A 15,749-nucleotide genomic window follows, 5' to 3' on the forward strand; every position below is an offset into this window, starting at 1 on the left:
GGATGTGGAATGGCCACAGCTTTGGATTATTGACGACGACGAGAGTGGGCAAGTTGGCGCCGTTGTGGTCTAGCGAGTACGCTCCCGCGGCTCGACCACGAGGAAGTTCGCATCGTAGGTGAGCACGCCGAGGTAGATCGCGCCGATGAGCCGGTTCATGCCAACGGTGTAGTATTGCCCATCCGCCATGGGATTGGGTAGTAACGGGTCGGCGATCCTGACGTTCTGGTTCGAGGCGTCGTAGCCGCACAAAACCACGAAGTGTCCCGATGGCTCGCCGCGCACGTCGTCGTAGTCGCTCTTGGGGCCGTGCTCCCTGGGTGTCTGGTATAGATACGTGGCGCTCAAGCCGGTGAGGATAGGAACCGCCTGTTTGAGATATTTTCGGATCAACGGGGCGCTCAGCTCCCGAAAGCGCACACGCCCGCCGCGCTCCAAGAACTCGAGATAGGCGTTGGTGACGACTCGAAGCTTGGCGGAGCGTTTGTGGCGAGCCTGCGCCTGCAGCCGCTCCCGTAAATCGATTCCCGGGTCGCGGAACCAGCTCGGATCGAACACCTGCAGATTGTAGGTATAGATCGTCGCGATGTATCCGCGAGCGAGGGCATGGCACGCGAGAAAAACCGCCAGAGTCCCGCCCTGCTCGAGTCGCCCCGTTTCCGCGATGACCGTCTCGAGTGTCACATCGTCGCCATAGAACCGATATACGGCATCGAGGCAGGTTGGACCGCAGGTCGTCTCGTCGGGCTGCGCACGTATGTCGACGGGAAGAGACAGACTATCTATCTTGCGCGCTTCAGTTGGTCGGACCATCCGAGTCCTCCGCGCGACTCCGTCGGCCTCTGCGTTTCGCGAGCTCCTGGAGGTCGGCGGTGATGTCGACCTCGTCCATGATCTCCTGACCCAGCACAGATTCCAGGATATCCTCGAGCGAGACAATCCCGACGACGCTTCCGTACTCATCCACGACTCCCGACAAATGCCGTCGCGATTTGAGAAAGTTCCTCAGGAGGACGTGGCCACGCGTCTTTTCGTGGACGAAGTCGAGGGGCCTGGCCAGGCTACCCAGCTTCTTGTCGAACTCATCGTGGGCGAGCGCGGTCAGGATGTCTCGGGATAGAACGACGCCAACCCATTTCTCCGGATCCTCTGCGGAATAGATGGGAATCCGCGAGAACGTCCAGTCCTTGATATCGGTCGAAGCCTCTCTGACGGTGGTGTCGTCGGACAACTTCTGCACTACGGTTCGCGGCGTCATGATATCCCGGGCCGTGACCTGGTCGAGCGCGAGCGCGTTTTTCACGAGGTCGGCCTCGGACTTCAGAATGCTGCCCTCCTCCGCGCTGAGCATAGCCATTTGACGGACCTCGTCCTCGGGAAAGGCGATGATGGGTCCCTTGGGCTTGATGCGCTTGGACATCACCTCGACGAGTTGCAGAAGGGGGTGCAACAGGATCAGGATGGCGTTCAGAGGAATGGCGAGATGATGGGCGATCGGTCGGCTGTATGCCACGCCAAGGATCTTGGGAACGATCTCCGAGAAGAAGAGCACCGAGAGTGTGAACCCGATCGAGAAGCCGATGAGGACTGTTTCCCCGAAGAGACGACTGGCCTGGGCGCCGGCGATCGACGCACCCGCAGTGTTGGCGGCGGTGTTGAGGATCAGGATCGCGGCGATCGGACGTTCCATGTTGTGTTTGAACTTCTGAAGGAGCTTCCCCGAACGACTTCCGGACTCGACGAGGTGCCGAACGTAGGGAAGTCTCACGGAGTAGAGCGCAGCCTCGGTGAGGGAGCATAACGCCGAGACCGTCAACACGGTCATAACGGACACGATGAAAATCGTCATGACAGCACCATAAGACGACAAGTGTACAACTGATGGTACCCGGGGCGCGGGGTCGATCGCGGGCGGATGATATGCTCCGGGCGGAGGGTCTCATGAAGATCGCCATCGTGTACAACCGCAACAGCAAGAGCGTGATCAACCTCTTCGGGATGCCGAACCGCGAGAAGATCGGGATGCAGACCATCAAGCGGCTCGCTGATGCGTTGAAGGGCGGCGGGCATCAGGTCGTAGCCCTCGAAGGCGACAAGGACATCATCGAGCGTCTCGAGGAATTCATGCCGCGGGTCGTGAAGGGGGAGCGCCCCGGCTTGGTCTTCAACGTTTCGTACGGCATCCAGGGGCAGGCGCGCTATACTCACGTACCCAGCATCCTGGAGATGGTCGGCATTCCCTATGTGGCCTCGGGCCCGCTCGCGCACACGCTCGCGCTCGACAAGGTCGTCACCAAGATGATTTTGCGCCAGCACGATCTTCCCACGCCGGAGTTCGCCGTGCTGCAGGATCCCGATGCCCCGATTCCCGAGATGACTTATCCCGTGATCGTCAAGCCGAAGAACGAGGCGGTCTCGTTCGGCCTCAAAGTCTGCAAGAACGAGAAGGAGACTCGAGACGGAGCGGGGGTGATATTCAAAGAGTTCGGCCAGGCGGTGCTGATCGAGCAGTTCATCGGGGGACGCGAGATCAACGTCGGCATACTGGGAAACAATCCGCCCGAAGCGTTCCCCCCGGTTCAGCTCGATTTCGGCGCTGGTCCAGGTATCTATACCTATGAGGACAAGACCGGCCGAAGCGGGCGGAGCATCGGGCACATCTGTCCCGCACCAATCGGTGACGAGCTCACCGCGCGCGCCAAGGACGTTTCGGTGAAGGCGTTCAAGGCGCTCGGGCTGTACGACTGTTGCCGCGTCGACATGCGGCTCGACGGCCGTGGCAATCTCTACATACTCGAAGTCAACAGCCTTCCCAGTCTGGGAGAGCACGGCTCGTATCTCGTGGGCGCCGCAGCGGTCGGGCTCGATTTTCCCGCATTCGTCAATCGACTCGTCGAAGTCGCGAGCGCTCGCTATTTCGGTACGCCCGAGCCTCCCACCTTCGATGACAAAACGAAGGATCCCTCGGCTCACGCTTTTTCTTTCATCACCCAGAGACGCGACGAGCTGGAGAAGCGTTTGCGCGGATGGGTGGCCGAGACCAGCCGTACGTTGGATCCCGTGGGCCTGCAACAGGCGTGGCAGCGCGCGGGAAAGCTCTTCGAGGAGCTGGGGATGAAACCGGTGAAGGAGCTGACGGACGAGCCCGAGGTTGCGACCTGGGAGACGGTGCGCGGCTTCGAAGGAGGGACGCTCCTCGTGGCCCACGTCGACATCCCGATCGACGTGGACTTCGCCCCGCCTGTTTTTCGCCGAGACCCCGAGTGGCTCTACGGTGAAGGAGTGGGCTCACGGGCGTGCCTCGTAAGTCTCGAGTTCGCTCTCAGGAACCTCCGGAGCTTGAGGAAGCTCCGGACGTCTCGCATCGGAGTCCTCTTCTACTTCGACGAAGGTTTCGATGCGCGGAGCAGCGCCCAGAGAATCCGCGAGGCCTCGGGCCTGGCGAAGCAAGTGCTCGTGCTTCGACCGGGAATCGTCGGAGATCTGATGGTCGTCAAACGCCGGGGACAGCGAAGGTACCGATTGACCGTCGAGGGTGAGCCCAATCGCATCGGTCGCGCCTCGAAGCGGCCGGAGGCGCTCCGGTGGACCTGGCAGAAGCTCGAGCAGTGCGCCAAGCTTTCGACCCACATGAGCCGGGTTTCCGTATCCACGACCGAGGTCAAATCGGATCGGCTACCGATGCGCGTCCCTCACCGAGTCACTGTGAGTATCGTGCTCACTTTTCCCGACGACAAGGCCGCCTCCCTGCTGGAGGAGAGAATGCGCGGGATCCTCGGCAAGGGGGGCCTGAAGTGGGATCTCAAGCTCATCGCCCACAGGCCGGCCATGCCGGAACGACGTTCCGGACTGCGTCTCGCCAAGCAACTGGAGAACGTTGCCGCCGACTGGGAGATTCCTCTGGCGCGAACGACCTCGGGATGGCCGTCCGTGGCGGGACTCGTACCGGCAAGAACGGCGACGATCTGCGGCATCGGCCCGGTGTCACGCGACCTCAGAACGCCCGACGAAGCCGTGCAGCGGATCAGCCTCGTCCAGCGGACTCTGCTCCTCGCGGATTTCCTCGCTCGCGAAGAGGCAAAGGCGTCAGGTTGAGAACACCACCTCGCAAAACTCGCGAAGGGCCTCGAGCACGGCAGCACGCTTTTCGCCGTCGGTTCTGAAGGGAGCGCGCGACATCTCCAGCTGGACGAAAGGGAGCTCCGCGGCGTGGGTCCGGGTGATGAATCCGCCCTGGAACGGATGGTTGATCTTGACGCTCGGGCCGATCGTTCGATGAAAGGCCTCTCGCATCGCTTCGATCCAGGCTCTCGGGCAGGTGCCTTCCCCGTTACTCAAGCATGCTCGAGGACGCTCTATGCCGGGGTCGGGGCCAACTGGCGGGCCGTAGGGCGCCATCGTGTGGCAATCGATTCCGAGCTTCACATCGGTGCTCGTCGCCAGGTGCCTGAGCCGCGCATGGTAGGGATGGTAGTAGCGGTCGAGAAGCTCGGTGACGACTTCCCGTGGTGGGAAGTCTCGGTACACCGGAACGTTCCAGCACGTATGAGTCTTCACCACACCGTCCTGCCGGAAGTCGTCGACGGCCCGGTTTAGATCGACGATGGCGCGGGCGACATCGGTCGTGTGAAATGCCTCGACTTCCGAGGCGAGGTCGTAGATCTCCCGTGCACCGACATCCCCATCCTCGACGACCTCCCGGGGTGTCAGGATGCAGTACGGCTCGGCTTCCGGGGGGACCCGGGTTCCGGCGTGGGGGACGGAAAGCAAGAGCGGGAGGGTCATCGCCCCTCGGGACGAGGCGTCCAGGCGCTGATACCGGGCCCGGCAACGGAACCGTCGCGTCTCGGATCCGCGACGCCGATGAGCTCGTCACCATCCCGCATGACGAGCTGAATGCAGCCGAGATAGAACGAGTAAGGGTCGCGAACATCGACGGCGAAGCCGTGGCGCTCGAGGAACTCCGGGATGTCGCTTCGCATGCGCGTCCCCTCGAGGGAAACCTTGCCCTCGAGAGAGCAGTGAAGCCGCGGTGCATCTACGGCGGCAAATGGAGTCAAGTATTCGAGCCGGATCAGGACTTGAAGAATGGCCGACGTGATGCGCTCGCTTCCCGGCGATCCGATCACGAGGTACGGACGTCTACCTCGAAACACGATCGACGGTGCGACGCTGGCCCATGGCACCGCGTTGGGGCGAAGGTAGTACGGATGGGAGAAGTTCTCGTACTCGAACGCGCTCATGTAATTGTTGTAGAGAAAGCCGAGCTCGGGAGCGGCCGCGCACGAGCCGAAGACCTTTTCGATGGATTGCGTCAGCGCGACCGCATTTCCCTCGTCGTCCATGACCGACAAATGGGTCGTCTCTCCGTGGCTCTTGAAACGTTCGAGAACCTGAGTCGACACGAGCCGAGCGTACTCCCGTCGCAACATGCGTTTTTCGGATATCTGGGGGTAAAAGTTGGGGTCGAAGGGACGATCCTGCCGGTCGATGAACGCCCGCCGGATGACTTCGGCGAGCGCGAGCGCTCCCTGAGGGGTGTCGGGGTCCTGCCAGATTTCCGGCAGCTCCTGGTAGACGTTGAGCGTCTGGATGAGCGTGCGTCCGGCCGCAGGCGGAGGGAAGGTGAACACCCGGTAGCCTTGAAAGCGTGTCGTGAGTGGACGTCTTTCGATCGGCCGAGGAACCTGAGCGAGATCGTCGCGGCGGATGAGACCGTCGTTGCGGATCATATCCTGCTCGATCTGGGCGGCAATCTCACCCGAATAGAAGTCCTTCACGCCTTTCTTGGCGATGCGCCTCAGCGTTTCGGCGAGCACGGGTTGCTTGAAGATGGATCCCGTAGGATAGGTCTTTCTGCCGTCACGGAGGAACAGCGCGGCCGCGGTACCGGCACGAAGCGACTGTCGCTCCCGGCGGGCGAGCGCACGCTGAAGCCCGGTCACTTCGTAGCCTTCCTCGGCGAGGCGAATCGCTGGCTGCAGAATGCGGCCGAGTTTGAGCTTGCCGAAGCGCTCGAGGACGTATCGGAGCACCGCCGGGGTGCTAGGAACGGTGGTCGCCTTATGGCCTGCCTTGCGGTCGGGGGCCGATAGACGATCCACCGTGGCCCGGTTCGGCGCCCTCGACGATCCGTCCAATGCGATCGTTCGACCGGATGCCGCCTCGTGGAGAAGCACCATCGTCTGCCCGCCAAGTCCGGAGGCTGCTGGCTCACAGACTCCGAGCGCGAAGGCAGCGGCGACCGCGGCGTCAAAAGCGTTGCCCCCGGCTTCGAGGACTTCGACGCCCGCTTCGGTGGCGCGGTAGTGCGCGGTCGAGATCATGGCCTTGGTCGAAACCGCAACCCGCTGGGGCCAGTGGATCTTGCGCTCGCGCGGCTCGCTGAGCTCGGTATCCACACGTCTGGGTGTCAGCTGCTTTGCCATGGCTTCCATTGACTGGTGACGTTCCTCGGTTCGGAATTACAATCTTACCATCTCCACCGGATGCATCGAGTGAGAAGTGGCGTGTAACTCATCGAGCCTATGCGCTCGTTTCCTGAAAGAGGGGAAGGAGAAATGAAGAACCAGCTCATCGTTTGGCTCGCTGTCGTGGGAATAGGCTCGGCCTCCATCAGCCTTGCCCAACCCGCGGAAACGAATGAGCGGCTCGCGACCCCGCGTAGCGCCATCGATAACTTCCTCAGATGGCAGGTACCGCCGGCAGTCGATCTCGATATCGCGTCAGAGGCCTTCACCCTGGACTCGAGCCTCGGCGCGCCGGAGAGAAGGGAGCTGGCGCGAAAGCTCAAGGCGGTTCTCGACGCCAGGGGCCTGTTGGTCTATATCGAAGACATTCCAGACGATCCCGACTACCCCGAGGCCTACACCCTCTTCCCCACCAGGCTCCCCGAAGTCGAGGTCGTGAAGGTCTCTGACCGATGGTTGTTCTCTCGCCAAACTCTGAGGATGATTCCCGCGCTCTACGACGAAACGTTCAGCGAGGCGGCGCAATGGCTCATCGGAGGACTTCCCGAAGCGTTTCAAACGACGCTTCTCGGCATCTCGCTATGGCAATACACCGGGATGTTCCTCCTGTTACTGATCGGACTCACGGTTCGAAAGACCCTTGAGTTTGTTCTCGAGAAGGTGGCGGGATGGCTGGTGGTGAGAACCCCGCCCCCCTGGGACGAGAAGCTCGTCGTTCAGATGGTGAAGCCGGTCAGCTTTCTCGTCATGACGCTCCTGTTCCTTCTGTTCTACGCCGACTTGCAGCTTCCGGTGCGCGTCAACATGGTCATCAAGCTCGTCTTGGAGCTGATGATTGCCGCATCACTGATCTGGTTGTCGTTCAATCTGGTGGACTTCTTCTGCGAGTATCTTTCGCGGTGGACGGCAAAGACGAAGACGAAGCTCGACGATCAGCTCGTCCCGATGCTTCGCAAGACGCTCAAGGTCTTCGCGTTCATCATCGGCGCGATTGCCGTCATCCAGAACTACGGCTATTCGGTCACCTCGATTCTCGCCGGGCTCGGCATCGGAGGCCTCGCCGTGGCTCTCGCGGCGCAGGAGACGCTGGCGAACTTCTTCGGCTCGATCACGATCTTCGTCGACAAGCCGTTTCAAATCGGCGACTGGATCGTTACCGAAGAGGTCGAAGGCACGGTGGAGGAGGTCGGGTTCCGATCCACGCGCATACGCACGTTCTACAATTCGGTCGTCAGCGTTCCCAACGCAAAAATCGCCAATGCCGGTATCGACAATATGGGCATGAGACGCTACCGGCGGATCAAACAGGTTCTGGGGGTTACTTACAGTACGAGCTCCGAGCAGATGCACGCGTTCGTCGAGGGCATTCGCGCCATCATTCTCGCGAACCGGTACATGCGCAAGGACTTTTACGAGGTGCACTTCAACGGGTTCGGGAATTTTTCTCTGGAAGTGCTCGTGTATTGTTTTCTCGAGGTCGACAACTGGAGTGCGGAGCTCCGGGAGAAGCACAATTTCTTTCTCGAGATTTTGCGACTGGCCGAGGAGGTGGGGGTCGAGTTCGCTTTTCCCACTCAAACGGTCCATGTCGACAGCTTTTACCGAGATCAACCGAGGACGATTGGCAAGGAGCTCAGCGCCGAGGAGCTCGGGGCGGCCGTGGAAGCCTTCGGCCCCGAGGGACGGCTGGCGAGACCTCACGGTCCCGAGCTCAAAGTCGGTGGCCGTACCCTCACCTTCCAGGCGGGCGCATCCCCGACCCGGGGCTCGGAGTGAGCGCGAAAACTTTGAACGTGGTCAGCCGTGTTGCTAGGCTCGAGCGATGAGCCCAGATATCGAAAAGCAGTGGATCGACGACTTCGAGGCTGCGGCTCGTCGTTCGCTCGAGCAACGCTTGCGCTACGCCTTCATCCACACCTACAAGCCCGTTCTGGACGACGCGCCGTACCGTTCGTTCGATACGATGGAGGCTTACCGGCGCTGGTGCGAAGAGAATCTGCCATCCTGGTTGGGGTATGGCCGCACGGTTTGAGTACCGGCAGGCAAAGGAGATTGCCGCAGCTTTTCACCGTCATCGGGTCCGTTATCTCTTCATCGGAAAGTCCGGCGCCATCCTGCTCGGATATCCCGATACGACGCAGGATGCGGATCTCTTCCTCGAAAAGAGTCCGGAGAACGGCCGTGCCGTGGTCGCCGCGCTAGCAGAGCTCGGATTCTCCCTGAGCAGCGAACAAGGTGCGGAAATCGAGCACGGCAAGGACTTCGTGCAATTACGCCAGGGCCCATTCGATCTCGACCTGGTCTTCGCTCCCGATGGGATCGAGACCTTCGAAGAAGCGGATCGCCGCGGGCTGACGATCGAGGGAATGCGAGTCTGCCATATCGACGACATCATCCGGAGCAAGGAGGCGACCGGCCGAGTGAAGGATCGCGAATCGCTTCCGCGGCTGAAGGCGTTTCGCGACTGGTTGATGAACCGACAGAACCCCTGACAAAGGAATCATGTTAGAATGTCGCTCGATTTCCAAAAAAGAACCAGGAAATCCGAGAAGATACTCAGTCTCGGACTAAACGGTGGGAGGATCCATGCGAGCGAGAGTCGTTCTAGGTGTAGCCGTAGGATTTGCTGCGGGAGCGCTAGTCGGGCATTTCGTGCAGCCCCTCAAGGCGCAGAGTACGTTTACCGCGCCGGAATTCGTCGTCAAAGACTCCGTGGGTACAGTGGTCGGCGGGTTCTCCGCGTTCGCATTTCGCGGCCAGAACGAGGTCGCGTTTCACAATCCGATTCACGATGAAAATTTCCATCTTCAGATCAGGCCCGATTTGATCTTGGGCGAAACCTCGGAAGTGTACTACACGGGTAACGACTGTACCGGCGACGCGTACGTACCGTCTCCCGTCGGCAGTAACTCGCTCAATGGTTTGCGCGGTTCGACCTATGGCATTGGCCGAAAGCCGGGGGCCATCAACGAAGACGCCTATGTGATTCGGGGATCCGGCGTGGGGGCTGACAACTCCGCCATACTGAACTCACGGTATCGTCCGTTTGGTATGCCGCCGTGCGACGCGGTTGACCCGAACAGCAACACGGTCCTGGGTGAGATCGTAATGGACTTGTCCAGCTACACGCGACCCTTCGTCGTGGAATAGAGAATCGGCCATCTGCTGAAAGAGAGGCTTCAGCGAAGGGGATGCCGTCTTGCCAATCCGCTGGGCCTGTGTTTTGCCCTCGACGAGCTTCGTGACCGAGAACAAATCCCGTCGGATTCCTTGAAGCCATAGAGCGTCGCGATGCGGGGATGGTTGATCGCCGCGAGAAGTCGAGCTTCCCGTTCGAAGTGGGCGAGCGCTCCTCGTGGTCGGCAACGACGGCTGGGAGCACTTTGATAGCTACGTCCCGGCCGAGTCCGCTGTCGCGTGCCCGATACACCTCGCCCATGCCGTCCACCCCTATCGGAGCCAGGATCTCGTAATCGCCGAGGGGGGATCTTGAAGTAAATGAGGGTGGACGAACCATCGCATATAGCGGCGATCTGAGAGAGTTGGTCCATTCGTCCGCGGCGGGGACGTTTTCGTCAGGTAGCTCGCTCAAATACCGTCGGGCATAGACGAATCAAATGGGAACGGCCACTAGCTTGGCTAGAACGACCGAACGCTCAATCTTGCCCCGAAGCCGGTTTGCCGTGAGCCGTCTCCTGGCTTACAGTAAGGTAAGGAAAGATTCCAGAGTAAGGACGATGGCCATAGCCACCATTACGAGCAAGGGGCAGCTCACGATCCCAAAGAGCGTGCGGGACCGCCTCCATTTGCGCGCCGGGGACCGCGTTGTCTTTCACATCGAAGCCGACGGCTCCGTTCGCCTCTACCCGATTTCCAAGAAAGTATCCGAGGTGTTCGGCTTTTTTTCGTCGAAGGGTCAGAAACGGCACTCCGCCTCCCAGATAAAGCACGGGCTGAGAAAGGCCTTTCGAGAGGGAAGACTTTGAAGGCGCTCGACACGAACGTCGTCGTGCGTTTCTTGGTCCGTGACGACGAGGCGCAGGCACGCCGGGTGAAAGCCCTCTTCCAGAGAGCGGAGGATGCGTCCGAGCGGTATTTTCTAACGACGGCATCGGTTTTGGAGCTCATCTGGGTGCTGACGGCCGTATACGACTTCGCGCGCGCCGAGGTGATCGAAGCGCTCGAGCTCTTGTCGCAAATGTCGATTCTCGAGTTCGAGGACTTCGACGTGGTGAGCCAGCTCGTGAGACTCGGCCGCGACACGAATGTCGATCTCCCCGATCTCGTGATCGGCCTAACGGGGCGCGCGGGTGGATGCGAAACGACGCTGACGTTCGAAAAGGGCCTGGAGCAAACGGCGCTGTTCGTGCGTATTTAGGATACGGGACTGTCTTGGACGACGCGCGTACCGCTCGGCGGATGGCGCCACATGGTCTGAATATCGTCAAGCAGGAGTATGCTGTCTACTCCTCGCGCTCTAGAAGCGCGACGGGAAACTCGGCAAAGAGCTCGCTCATCGCTATCGTTCCCGACAAACCCTGCCGACCCGATAGAACGTTCGTCCAGCTCGCTCGCGGCAGCTCGAGAGTGGTGTCCGCCCAGTGGCCACCGAGGCCGAGAAGAAGCCTCGGTGCGACGACGATCACGTCGGCCCCTCGTGCAAACGCGACCACGCGGTGTCGGTGCTTCCCCGAAGCGTCGAGGGCGCGGTAGACTCCTTTCGCTCCGAAGCTTGCCCGCCGCGCCGCGCGAAGTCTAAGGGCGCGATGGGTCACCCAGAGCTTGGGAAGCCCTTCCTCTTCGCGGGCCAGAATCGCCTTGACCGACAAGGATTCGAGCTCGTGAAGCAGCTCTCGGCGTCGCGCGAAGTCGACGGACCGGCGATTGTCCGGATCGGTCAGACTATGCTCCCAGAGCTCGTTGCCCTGGTAAATGTCGGGTACGCCGGGCGCACAGAGCTTGATGAGAGCTTGGGCGAGCGAATGAGCCCGGGCGGGTCTCTTCAGGGGTGTCACGAAGGCTTCGACATCCTCGGCGAAAGCGGAGTCATTGACCAAACGGGAAGCGAACGCGGAGAGAGCTTCTTCGTAGGCCGCGTGAGGGCGCGTCCAGGACGTGTGGATCTTCGCTTCACGCGCCGCCTTGTTCAGGTAGCCGACGAGGCGCTCCTCACCGATCGGCCAGGCGCCGACGAGCGTCTGGTACACGAGGTATTCCATCGCCCGATCGGGCCAGCCGTCGCCTTCGCGATGGCATCGATTGTGCTCTGCCCAGCGTCCCACCACTTCGCGCCAGCGCTCCGGAATTTCCGATAACAAAGCAATCCTTGTCCTCACGTCTTCGCTTCGTTTGGTATCGTGAGTCGACGTCGCCGTCATGGTGGCGGGCCACTGCTCTTGTATCCGGGCGCAGTGATCGTGGAACTGATGGATGGTGGTTCCGAAACGGCCGGGGTGCCCTCCAACTTCGTTCAGACAGACGAGGCGATGAAAGCAGTAGAGGGCGGTGTCCTCGAGCCCCTTCGCCATTGCCGGCCCCGAGAGCTGTTGGAGCCGGTACACCCACTCCAGCTCGGCTGCCCCCGAGTGCCGGCCCACGAGAAGCTCGAGCAGAAAGTCGAAGAGCCGTTCGTCCAGATCGAGGCAAGCCTCCCTAGCCAGCCTGATCGTAGTGGAGAGGATCTCGCGGTCCCATTCGGTCGGCTCGCGATCGGGACGGACATAAGTGCGGTAGACGGGAAGCCAGATCAGGACTTCTTCGATCGCCTGCCGTAGCTCGGCTCTGGTGTAATCTCGCTGATCGAGATGGGTCTCGCAGACCCGGACCAGGAGATGGGTGAGGCGCATGACGTCGCTCGCGAGTAGATCCGTCAGGACGAGACGCTTCTTCCGACGGATGAGGTCGTCGAAATCTCCCGGATCGTCACCGACGAACTCCCGGTAGAGCGACGTCAGGGGCTCTTCGCCATCCGGGTCGACGAAGAGTCCTCCCAGACAGTTGAGAAAATCGTAGCCGGTGGTTCCGTCGACCGGCCAGGACGGCGGCAGAACTTCGCCGGGCTCGAGGATCTTCTCGACGACGATCCAGGCCCTCGGGGCCGATCGCCGCAGGCGTTCGAGGTACTGCTCGGGATCACGCAGTCCGTCGGGGTGATCGATGCGTAGCCCATTGACGATTCCCTCTCTCGTCCAGCCGAGGACGAGCCGGTGCGTGGCTTCGAAGACGCTTCGGTCTTCCATCCTCAGCGCCACCAGCTCGTTGATGTCGAAGAACCTTCGGTAGTCGAGATCGTGAGCCGCTGACCTCCAGTAGGCGAGGCGGTAGTTCTGGCGCTCCAGGGAATCGTGGAGCTCGTCCACATTGCCGTTGACCTGGTCGAGCTGTTCGTCGACGGCGCGAGCCACCTGGGGGTTCTGCTCGAAGAGTTGCGCGAGGAAACGGATGATGGCGGCCTTGTCGCGATGGCGGCGCCTTCGGAGCTCCCGATCGGTTACCGTGGGGGCCGGAAGAGCGCGCAGGACATCGGCAGCAAAGCTCAAATCTTCGGATTTGCACCGTACCGCCGCCCGACCTAGTGGTCCGGCCAGAGAGATGGGGGCTACTGGAAGGACGTGGTCGTAAACGCTAAAGGTGAACACCGCGCCCGAACGCTTCAGGCGAATCACGCCGTTTCCCAGAACCCGACCGTATTGGTCGCCCAATATGGGAACGAGGACCCGGTTGCGCATCCGATCATCGGGATGGCTCCAGTCGACGTCGAAGCAATGGGCGTACAGGCTCGAAGGCCCATTCTCGAGCACATCCCACCACCACGGGTTGTGCTTCGGGCTCCGGATCGACATGTGGTTGGGAACCACGTCGATGACTTGCCCGAGGTCGTGGTGTCTGAGCGCCTCGCACATCCTCGAATGAGCGGCAGCGCCGCCGAGCTCTTCGTTGACTCGACCGTGGTCCACCACGTCATAGCCATGGGTGCTGCCCGGTGCCGCCTGAAGGTAAGGGGAGAGGTAGACATGGCTGACGCCGAGCTGTTTCAGGTAGGGGATGACGGTCACGACGTCGTCGAAGCCGAGCTCGGGCCCGAGCTGCAGCCGGTACGTCGCCCGGGGAAGCCTCCTATCAGCGCTCATGTTTCAGCACCATCAGCGTCCGGCCCGGGACCTCAACGGTGTCGCCCGCCTCCAGACTTCTGGGCTCGGGTGTCACGGCGGCATTGGTATCGAGAACCAGCGTCCACGGTCCGCGAAGCCGGGCAGAGATGGTGAAGGAGATGGCCTCGTGGTGCGCGTTGAACAGAAGGCAAAAGGTGTCATCGACGATCCGCTGGCCGTTTCTGCCCCGGCTGGGGATCCCCTCTCCGTTGAGAAACACCGTGAGGGATTTGGCAAAACCCGAGTTCCAGTCGTCCTCGCTCATGCGCTCCCCGTCGGGACGGAACCAGCCAATGTCCTCGTGCTCGGTGCCGCGGATTGACTGCCCCTGAAACCAGCGACGCCGCCCAAACACGGGGTGGTCCTTGCAGAAATCGATGAGCCACCGCGTGAAATCGAGGAGCTCGGTGTCGGCGGTGCCCCAGTCGATCCACGACATCTCGTTGTCCTGACAGTACGCGTTGTTGTTCCCGCGCTGGGTTCGCCCGACTTCGTCGCCCGCGAGCACCATCTCGACGCCCTGGGAAAGGAAGAGGGTGGCTAGGAGGTTGCGCTGTTGTCGCTTGCGCAGGGCGAGGACCTCGGGGTCGTCGGTTTCTCCTTCAATCCCGCAGTTCCAGGAACGATTGTGCGACTCCCCGTCGCGATTGTTCTCGCCATTCGCTTCGTTGTGCTTCTCGTTGTAAGAGACGAGGTCCCGGAGCGTGAATCCGTCGTGGCAGGTGACGAAGTTGATGCTGGCGAAGGGCCGTCGCCCGGTGGATGCGTAGAGATCGGAGCTTCCGGTGAACCGCCCGGCGAACTCACCCAACGCTCGGTGCTCTCCGCGCCAGAAGTCCCGCACGGTGTCCCGGTACTTGCCGTTCCATTCGGACCACAATGGAGGAAAGTTGCCAACCTGGTAGCCGCCTTCGCCGATGTCCCAGGGCTCGGCGATGAGCTTGACCTGGCTCACCACGGGATCCTGCTGGATCAGGTCGAAGAAAGCGGATAGACGATTGACCACATGGAGCTCGCGGGCAAGCGTGGAGGCGAGGTCGAAGCGAAATCCATCCACGTGCATCTCCAGGATCCAGTAGCGAAGGGAGTCCATAATGAGCTGAAGAACATGGGGCGTTCGCATGTTCAGGCTGTTGCCACAGCCCGTGTAATCCATGTAGTAGCGGGGCTCTTTGGGTTTCAGCCGGTAGTACGCCCGGTTGTCGATACCGCGAAACGAAAGCGTCGGTCCGAGGTGATTCCCCTCGCAGGTGTGGTTGTAGACGACGTCGAGGATGACCTCGATATTCGCCTCGTGCAGCATGCGCACCAGGTGTTTGAACTCCTGCACTTGCTGCCCCGAGCTGCCGCGTGCGTACTCTTGGTGGGGAGCGAAATATCCGAGCGTGTTGTAACCCCAGTAATTCTTCAGCCTGCGCTCGATGAGCCCGTGATCGTGAATGAACTCGTGGATGGGCATGAGCTCGACCGCGGTGATGCCGAGGCTCGTCAGGTACTCGATGACCGTCGGATGGGCGAGTCCCGCATAGGTGCCCCGGAGCTCGGGGGGGAGATCGGGATGAAGCGCGGTGAATCCCTTGACGTGGAGCTCGTAGATGACCGTCTCGTGCCAGGGTGTCTTGAGCAGCTGGTCGCCTCGCCAATCGAAGTACGGGTTGATGACGACCGCCTTTGGGGCGAAGGGAGCGCTGTCGACCTCGTTGCGGGGCCCTTCGGGCTCGCTCCAGTGATAGCCGAATAGCGCCTCGTTCCACACCAGCTTTCCGTCGATCGCCTTGGCGTAGGGATCGACGAGAAGCTTGTGTGGGTTGCACCGATGGCCCGCCTTCGGCTCATGGGGCCCGTGAACCCGAAACCCGTAGCGCTGTCCCGGACCGAGATCGGGTACGTACCCGTGCCAGATGTAGGCCGTGACTTCCGGAAGCGCGACGCGGGTCTCCTCCCCCTCCTCGTCGAAGAGGCAGAGTTCCACTTTCTCGGCGACTTCGGAGTAGAGGGCGAAGTTGGTCCCGGCGCCATCGTAGGTGGCTCCGAGGGGATAAGGCTCACCCGGCCAGATTTCGTTCATAAGCTTGTTAGTCTCCCAGGGTTTGTACCGGCAATCCCATGCGCCCGACGACCGGTCTCC

General features: G+C 61.3%; 13 protein-coding genes. 7 read left to right on the top strand and 6 right to left on the bottom strand.

Going from position 1 to position 15,749, the window contains the following annotated elements:
• Positions 1-69: 69 nt before the first annotated feature.
• Complete coding sequence (locus tag VEK15_25835; protein ID HXV64147.1) at positions 70-813, bottom strand: hypothetical protein; 744 nt, start codon at positions 811-813, stop codon at positions 70-72.
• Entirely contained in the window at positions 797-1,849 is a 1,053-nt protein-coding gene (locus VEK15_25840; GenBank protein ID HXV64148.1) for a hemolysin family protein, read from the bottom strand. Before VEK15_25840 ends, VEK15_25835 begins: the two co-directional genes overlap by 17 nt.
• 92 nt (positions 1,850-1,941) lie before the next feature.
• Here VEK15_25840 and VEK15_25845 point away from each other — a divergent pair, with 92 nt between their 5' ends.
• The gene (locus VEK15_25845) at positions 1,942-4,095 is read left to right on the top strand and encodes a D-alanine--D-alanine ligase (GenBank protein ID HXV64149.1); all 2,154 of its coding nucleotides are present in this window, start codon (positions 1,942-1,944) and stop codon (positions 4,093-4,095) included.
• Here VEK15_25845 and VEK15_25850 read toward each other — a convergent pair.
• Positions 4,087-4,785, bottom strand: coding sequence for an N-formylglutamate amidohydrolase (locus VEK15_25850; protein ID HXV64150.1), 699 nt, complete (start codon positions 4,783-4,785; stop codon positions 4,087-4,089). The two genes, VEK15_25845 and VEK15_25850, sit on opposite strands and share 9 nt — an antisense overlap.
• A complete protein-coding gene (locus VEK15_25855; protein HXV64151.1) occupies positions 4,782-6,428 on the bottom strand; it encodes a gamma-glutamyltransferase in 1,647 nt (548 codons plus the stop codon). The genes VEK15_25850 and VEK15_25855 overlap by 4 nt, the downstream gene beginning before the upstream one ends.
• A gap of 132 nt (positions 6,429-6,560) precedes the next feature.
• Here VEK15_25855 and VEK15_25860 point away from each other — a divergent pair, with 132 nt between their 5' ends.
• The 6 genes from VEK15_25860 to VEK15_25885 all read left to right on the top strand — a co-directional run bounded on the left by VEK15_25860 (position 6,561) and on the right by VEK15_25885 (position 10,848).
• Positions 6,561-8,246, top strand: a complete 1,686-nt coding sequence (locus VEK15_25860) for a mechanosensitive ion channel family protein (protein ID HXV64152.1) — start codon at positions 6,561-6,563, stop codon at positions 8,244-8,246.
• Positions 8,247-8,292: 46 nt separating this feature from the next.
• A complete protein-coding gene (locus VEK15_25865; GenBank protein ID HXV64153.1) occupies positions 8,293-8,502 on the top strand; it encodes a hypothetical protein in 210 nt (69 codons plus the stop codon).
• Complete coding sequence (locus tag VEK15_25870; GenBank protein ID HXV64154.1) at positions 8,486-8,962, top strand: hypothetical protein; 477 nt, start codon at positions 8,486-8,488, stop codon at positions 8,960-8,962. The genes VEK15_25865 and VEK15_25870 overlap by 17 nt, the downstream gene beginning before the upstream one ends.
• A gap of 160 nt (positions 8,963-9,122) precedes the next feature.
• Positions 9,123-9,620 carry a hypothetical protein gene (locus VEK15_25875; protein HXV64155.1) on the top strand — a complete coding sequence of 166 codons (498 nt, stop codon included), beginning with the start codon at positions 9,123-9,125 and terminating at the stop codon, positions 9,618-9,620.
• A 587-nt stretch (positions 9,621-10,207) separates the two neighbouring features.
• The gene (locus VEK15_25880; GenBank protein ID HXV64156.1) at positions 10,208-10,456 is read left to right on the top strand and encodes an AbrB/MazE/SpoVT family DNA-binding domain-containing protein; all 249 of its coding nucleotides are present in this window, start codon (positions 10,208-10,210) and stop codon (positions 10,454-10,456) included.
• The gene (locus tag VEK15_25885; GenBank protein ID HXV64157.1) at positions 10,453-10,848 is read left to right on the top strand and encodes a type II toxin-antitoxin system VapC family toxin; all 396 of its coding nucleotides are present in this window, start codon (positions 10,453-10,455) and stop codon (positions 10,846-10,848) included. Before VEK15_25880 ends, VEK15_25885 begins: the two co-directional genes overlap by 4 nt.
• An 85-nt stretch (positions 10,849-10,933) precedes the next feature.
• Here the strand turns inward: VEK15_25885 and treY are convergent, their stop codons facing one another.
• Positions 10,934-13,600, bottom strand: a complete 2,667-nt coding sequence (gene treY / locus VEK15_25890) for a malto-oligosyltrehalose synthase (protein ID HXV64158.1) — start codon at positions 13,598-13,600, stop codon at positions 10,934-10,936.
• The gene (glgX, locus tag VEK15_25895) at positions 13,590-15,689 is read right to left on the bottom strand and encodes a glycogen debranching protein GlgX (GenBank protein HXV64159.1); all 2,100 of its coding nucleotides are present in this window, start codon (positions 15,687-15,689) and stop codon (positions 13,590-13,592) included. Before glgX ends, treY begins: the two co-directional genes overlap by 11 nt.
• Between the last annotated feature and the right edge of the window lie 60 nt (positions 15,690-15,749).

Source organism: Vicinamibacteria bacterium (assembly GCA_035620555.1).
GTDB lineage: Bacteria > Acidobacteriota > Vicinamibacteria > Marinacidobacterales > SMYC01 > DASPGQ01.

Excerpts from the sequence above, each read along its gene's own strand:
- VEK15_25835 (HXV64147.1), bottom strand. The coding sequence starts at position 813 with ATGGTCCGACCAACTGAAGCGCGCAAGATAGATAGTCTGTCTCTTCCC.
- VEK15_25840 (HXV64148.1), bottom strand. The coding sequence starts at position 1,849 with ATGACGATTTTCATCGTGTCCGTTATGACCGTGTTGACGGTCTCGGCG.
- VEK15_25845 (HXV64149.1), top strand. The coding sequence starts at position 1,942 with ATGAAGATCGCCATCGTGTACAACCGCAACAGCAAGAGCGTGATCAAC.
- VEK15_25850 (HXV64150.1), bottom strand. The coding sequence starts at position 4,785 with ATGACCCTCCCGCTCTTGCTTTCCGTCCCCCACGCCGGAACCCGGGTC.
- VEK15_25855 (HXV64151.1), bottom strand. The coding sequence starts at position 6,428 with ATGGCAAAGCAGCTGACACCCAGACGTGTGGATACCGAGCTCAGCGAG.
- VEK15_25860 (HXV64152.1), top strand. The coding sequence starts at position 6,561 with ATGAAGAACCAGCTCATCGTTTGGCTCGCTGTCGTGGGAATAGGCTCG.
- VEK15_25865 (HXV64153.1), top strand. The coding sequence starts at position 8,293 with ATGAGCCCAGATATCGAAAAGCAGTGGATCGACGACTTCGAGGCTGCG.
- VEK15_25870 (HXV64154.1), top strand. The coding sequence starts at position 8,486 with ATGGCCGCACGGTTTGAGTACCGGCAGGCAAAGGAGATTGCCGCAGCT.
- VEK15_25880 (HXV64156.1), top strand. The coding sequence starts at position 10,208 with ATGGCCATAGCCACCATTACGAGCAAGGGGCAGCTCACGATCCCAAAG.
- treY (HXV64158.1), bottom strand. The coding sequence starts at position 13,600 with ATGAGCGCTGATAGGAGGCTTCCCCGGGCGACGTACCGGCTGCAGCTC.
- glgX (HXV64159.1), bottom strand. The coding sequence starts at position 15,689 with ATGAACGAAATCTGGCCGGGTGAGCCTTATCCCCTCGGAGCCACCTAC.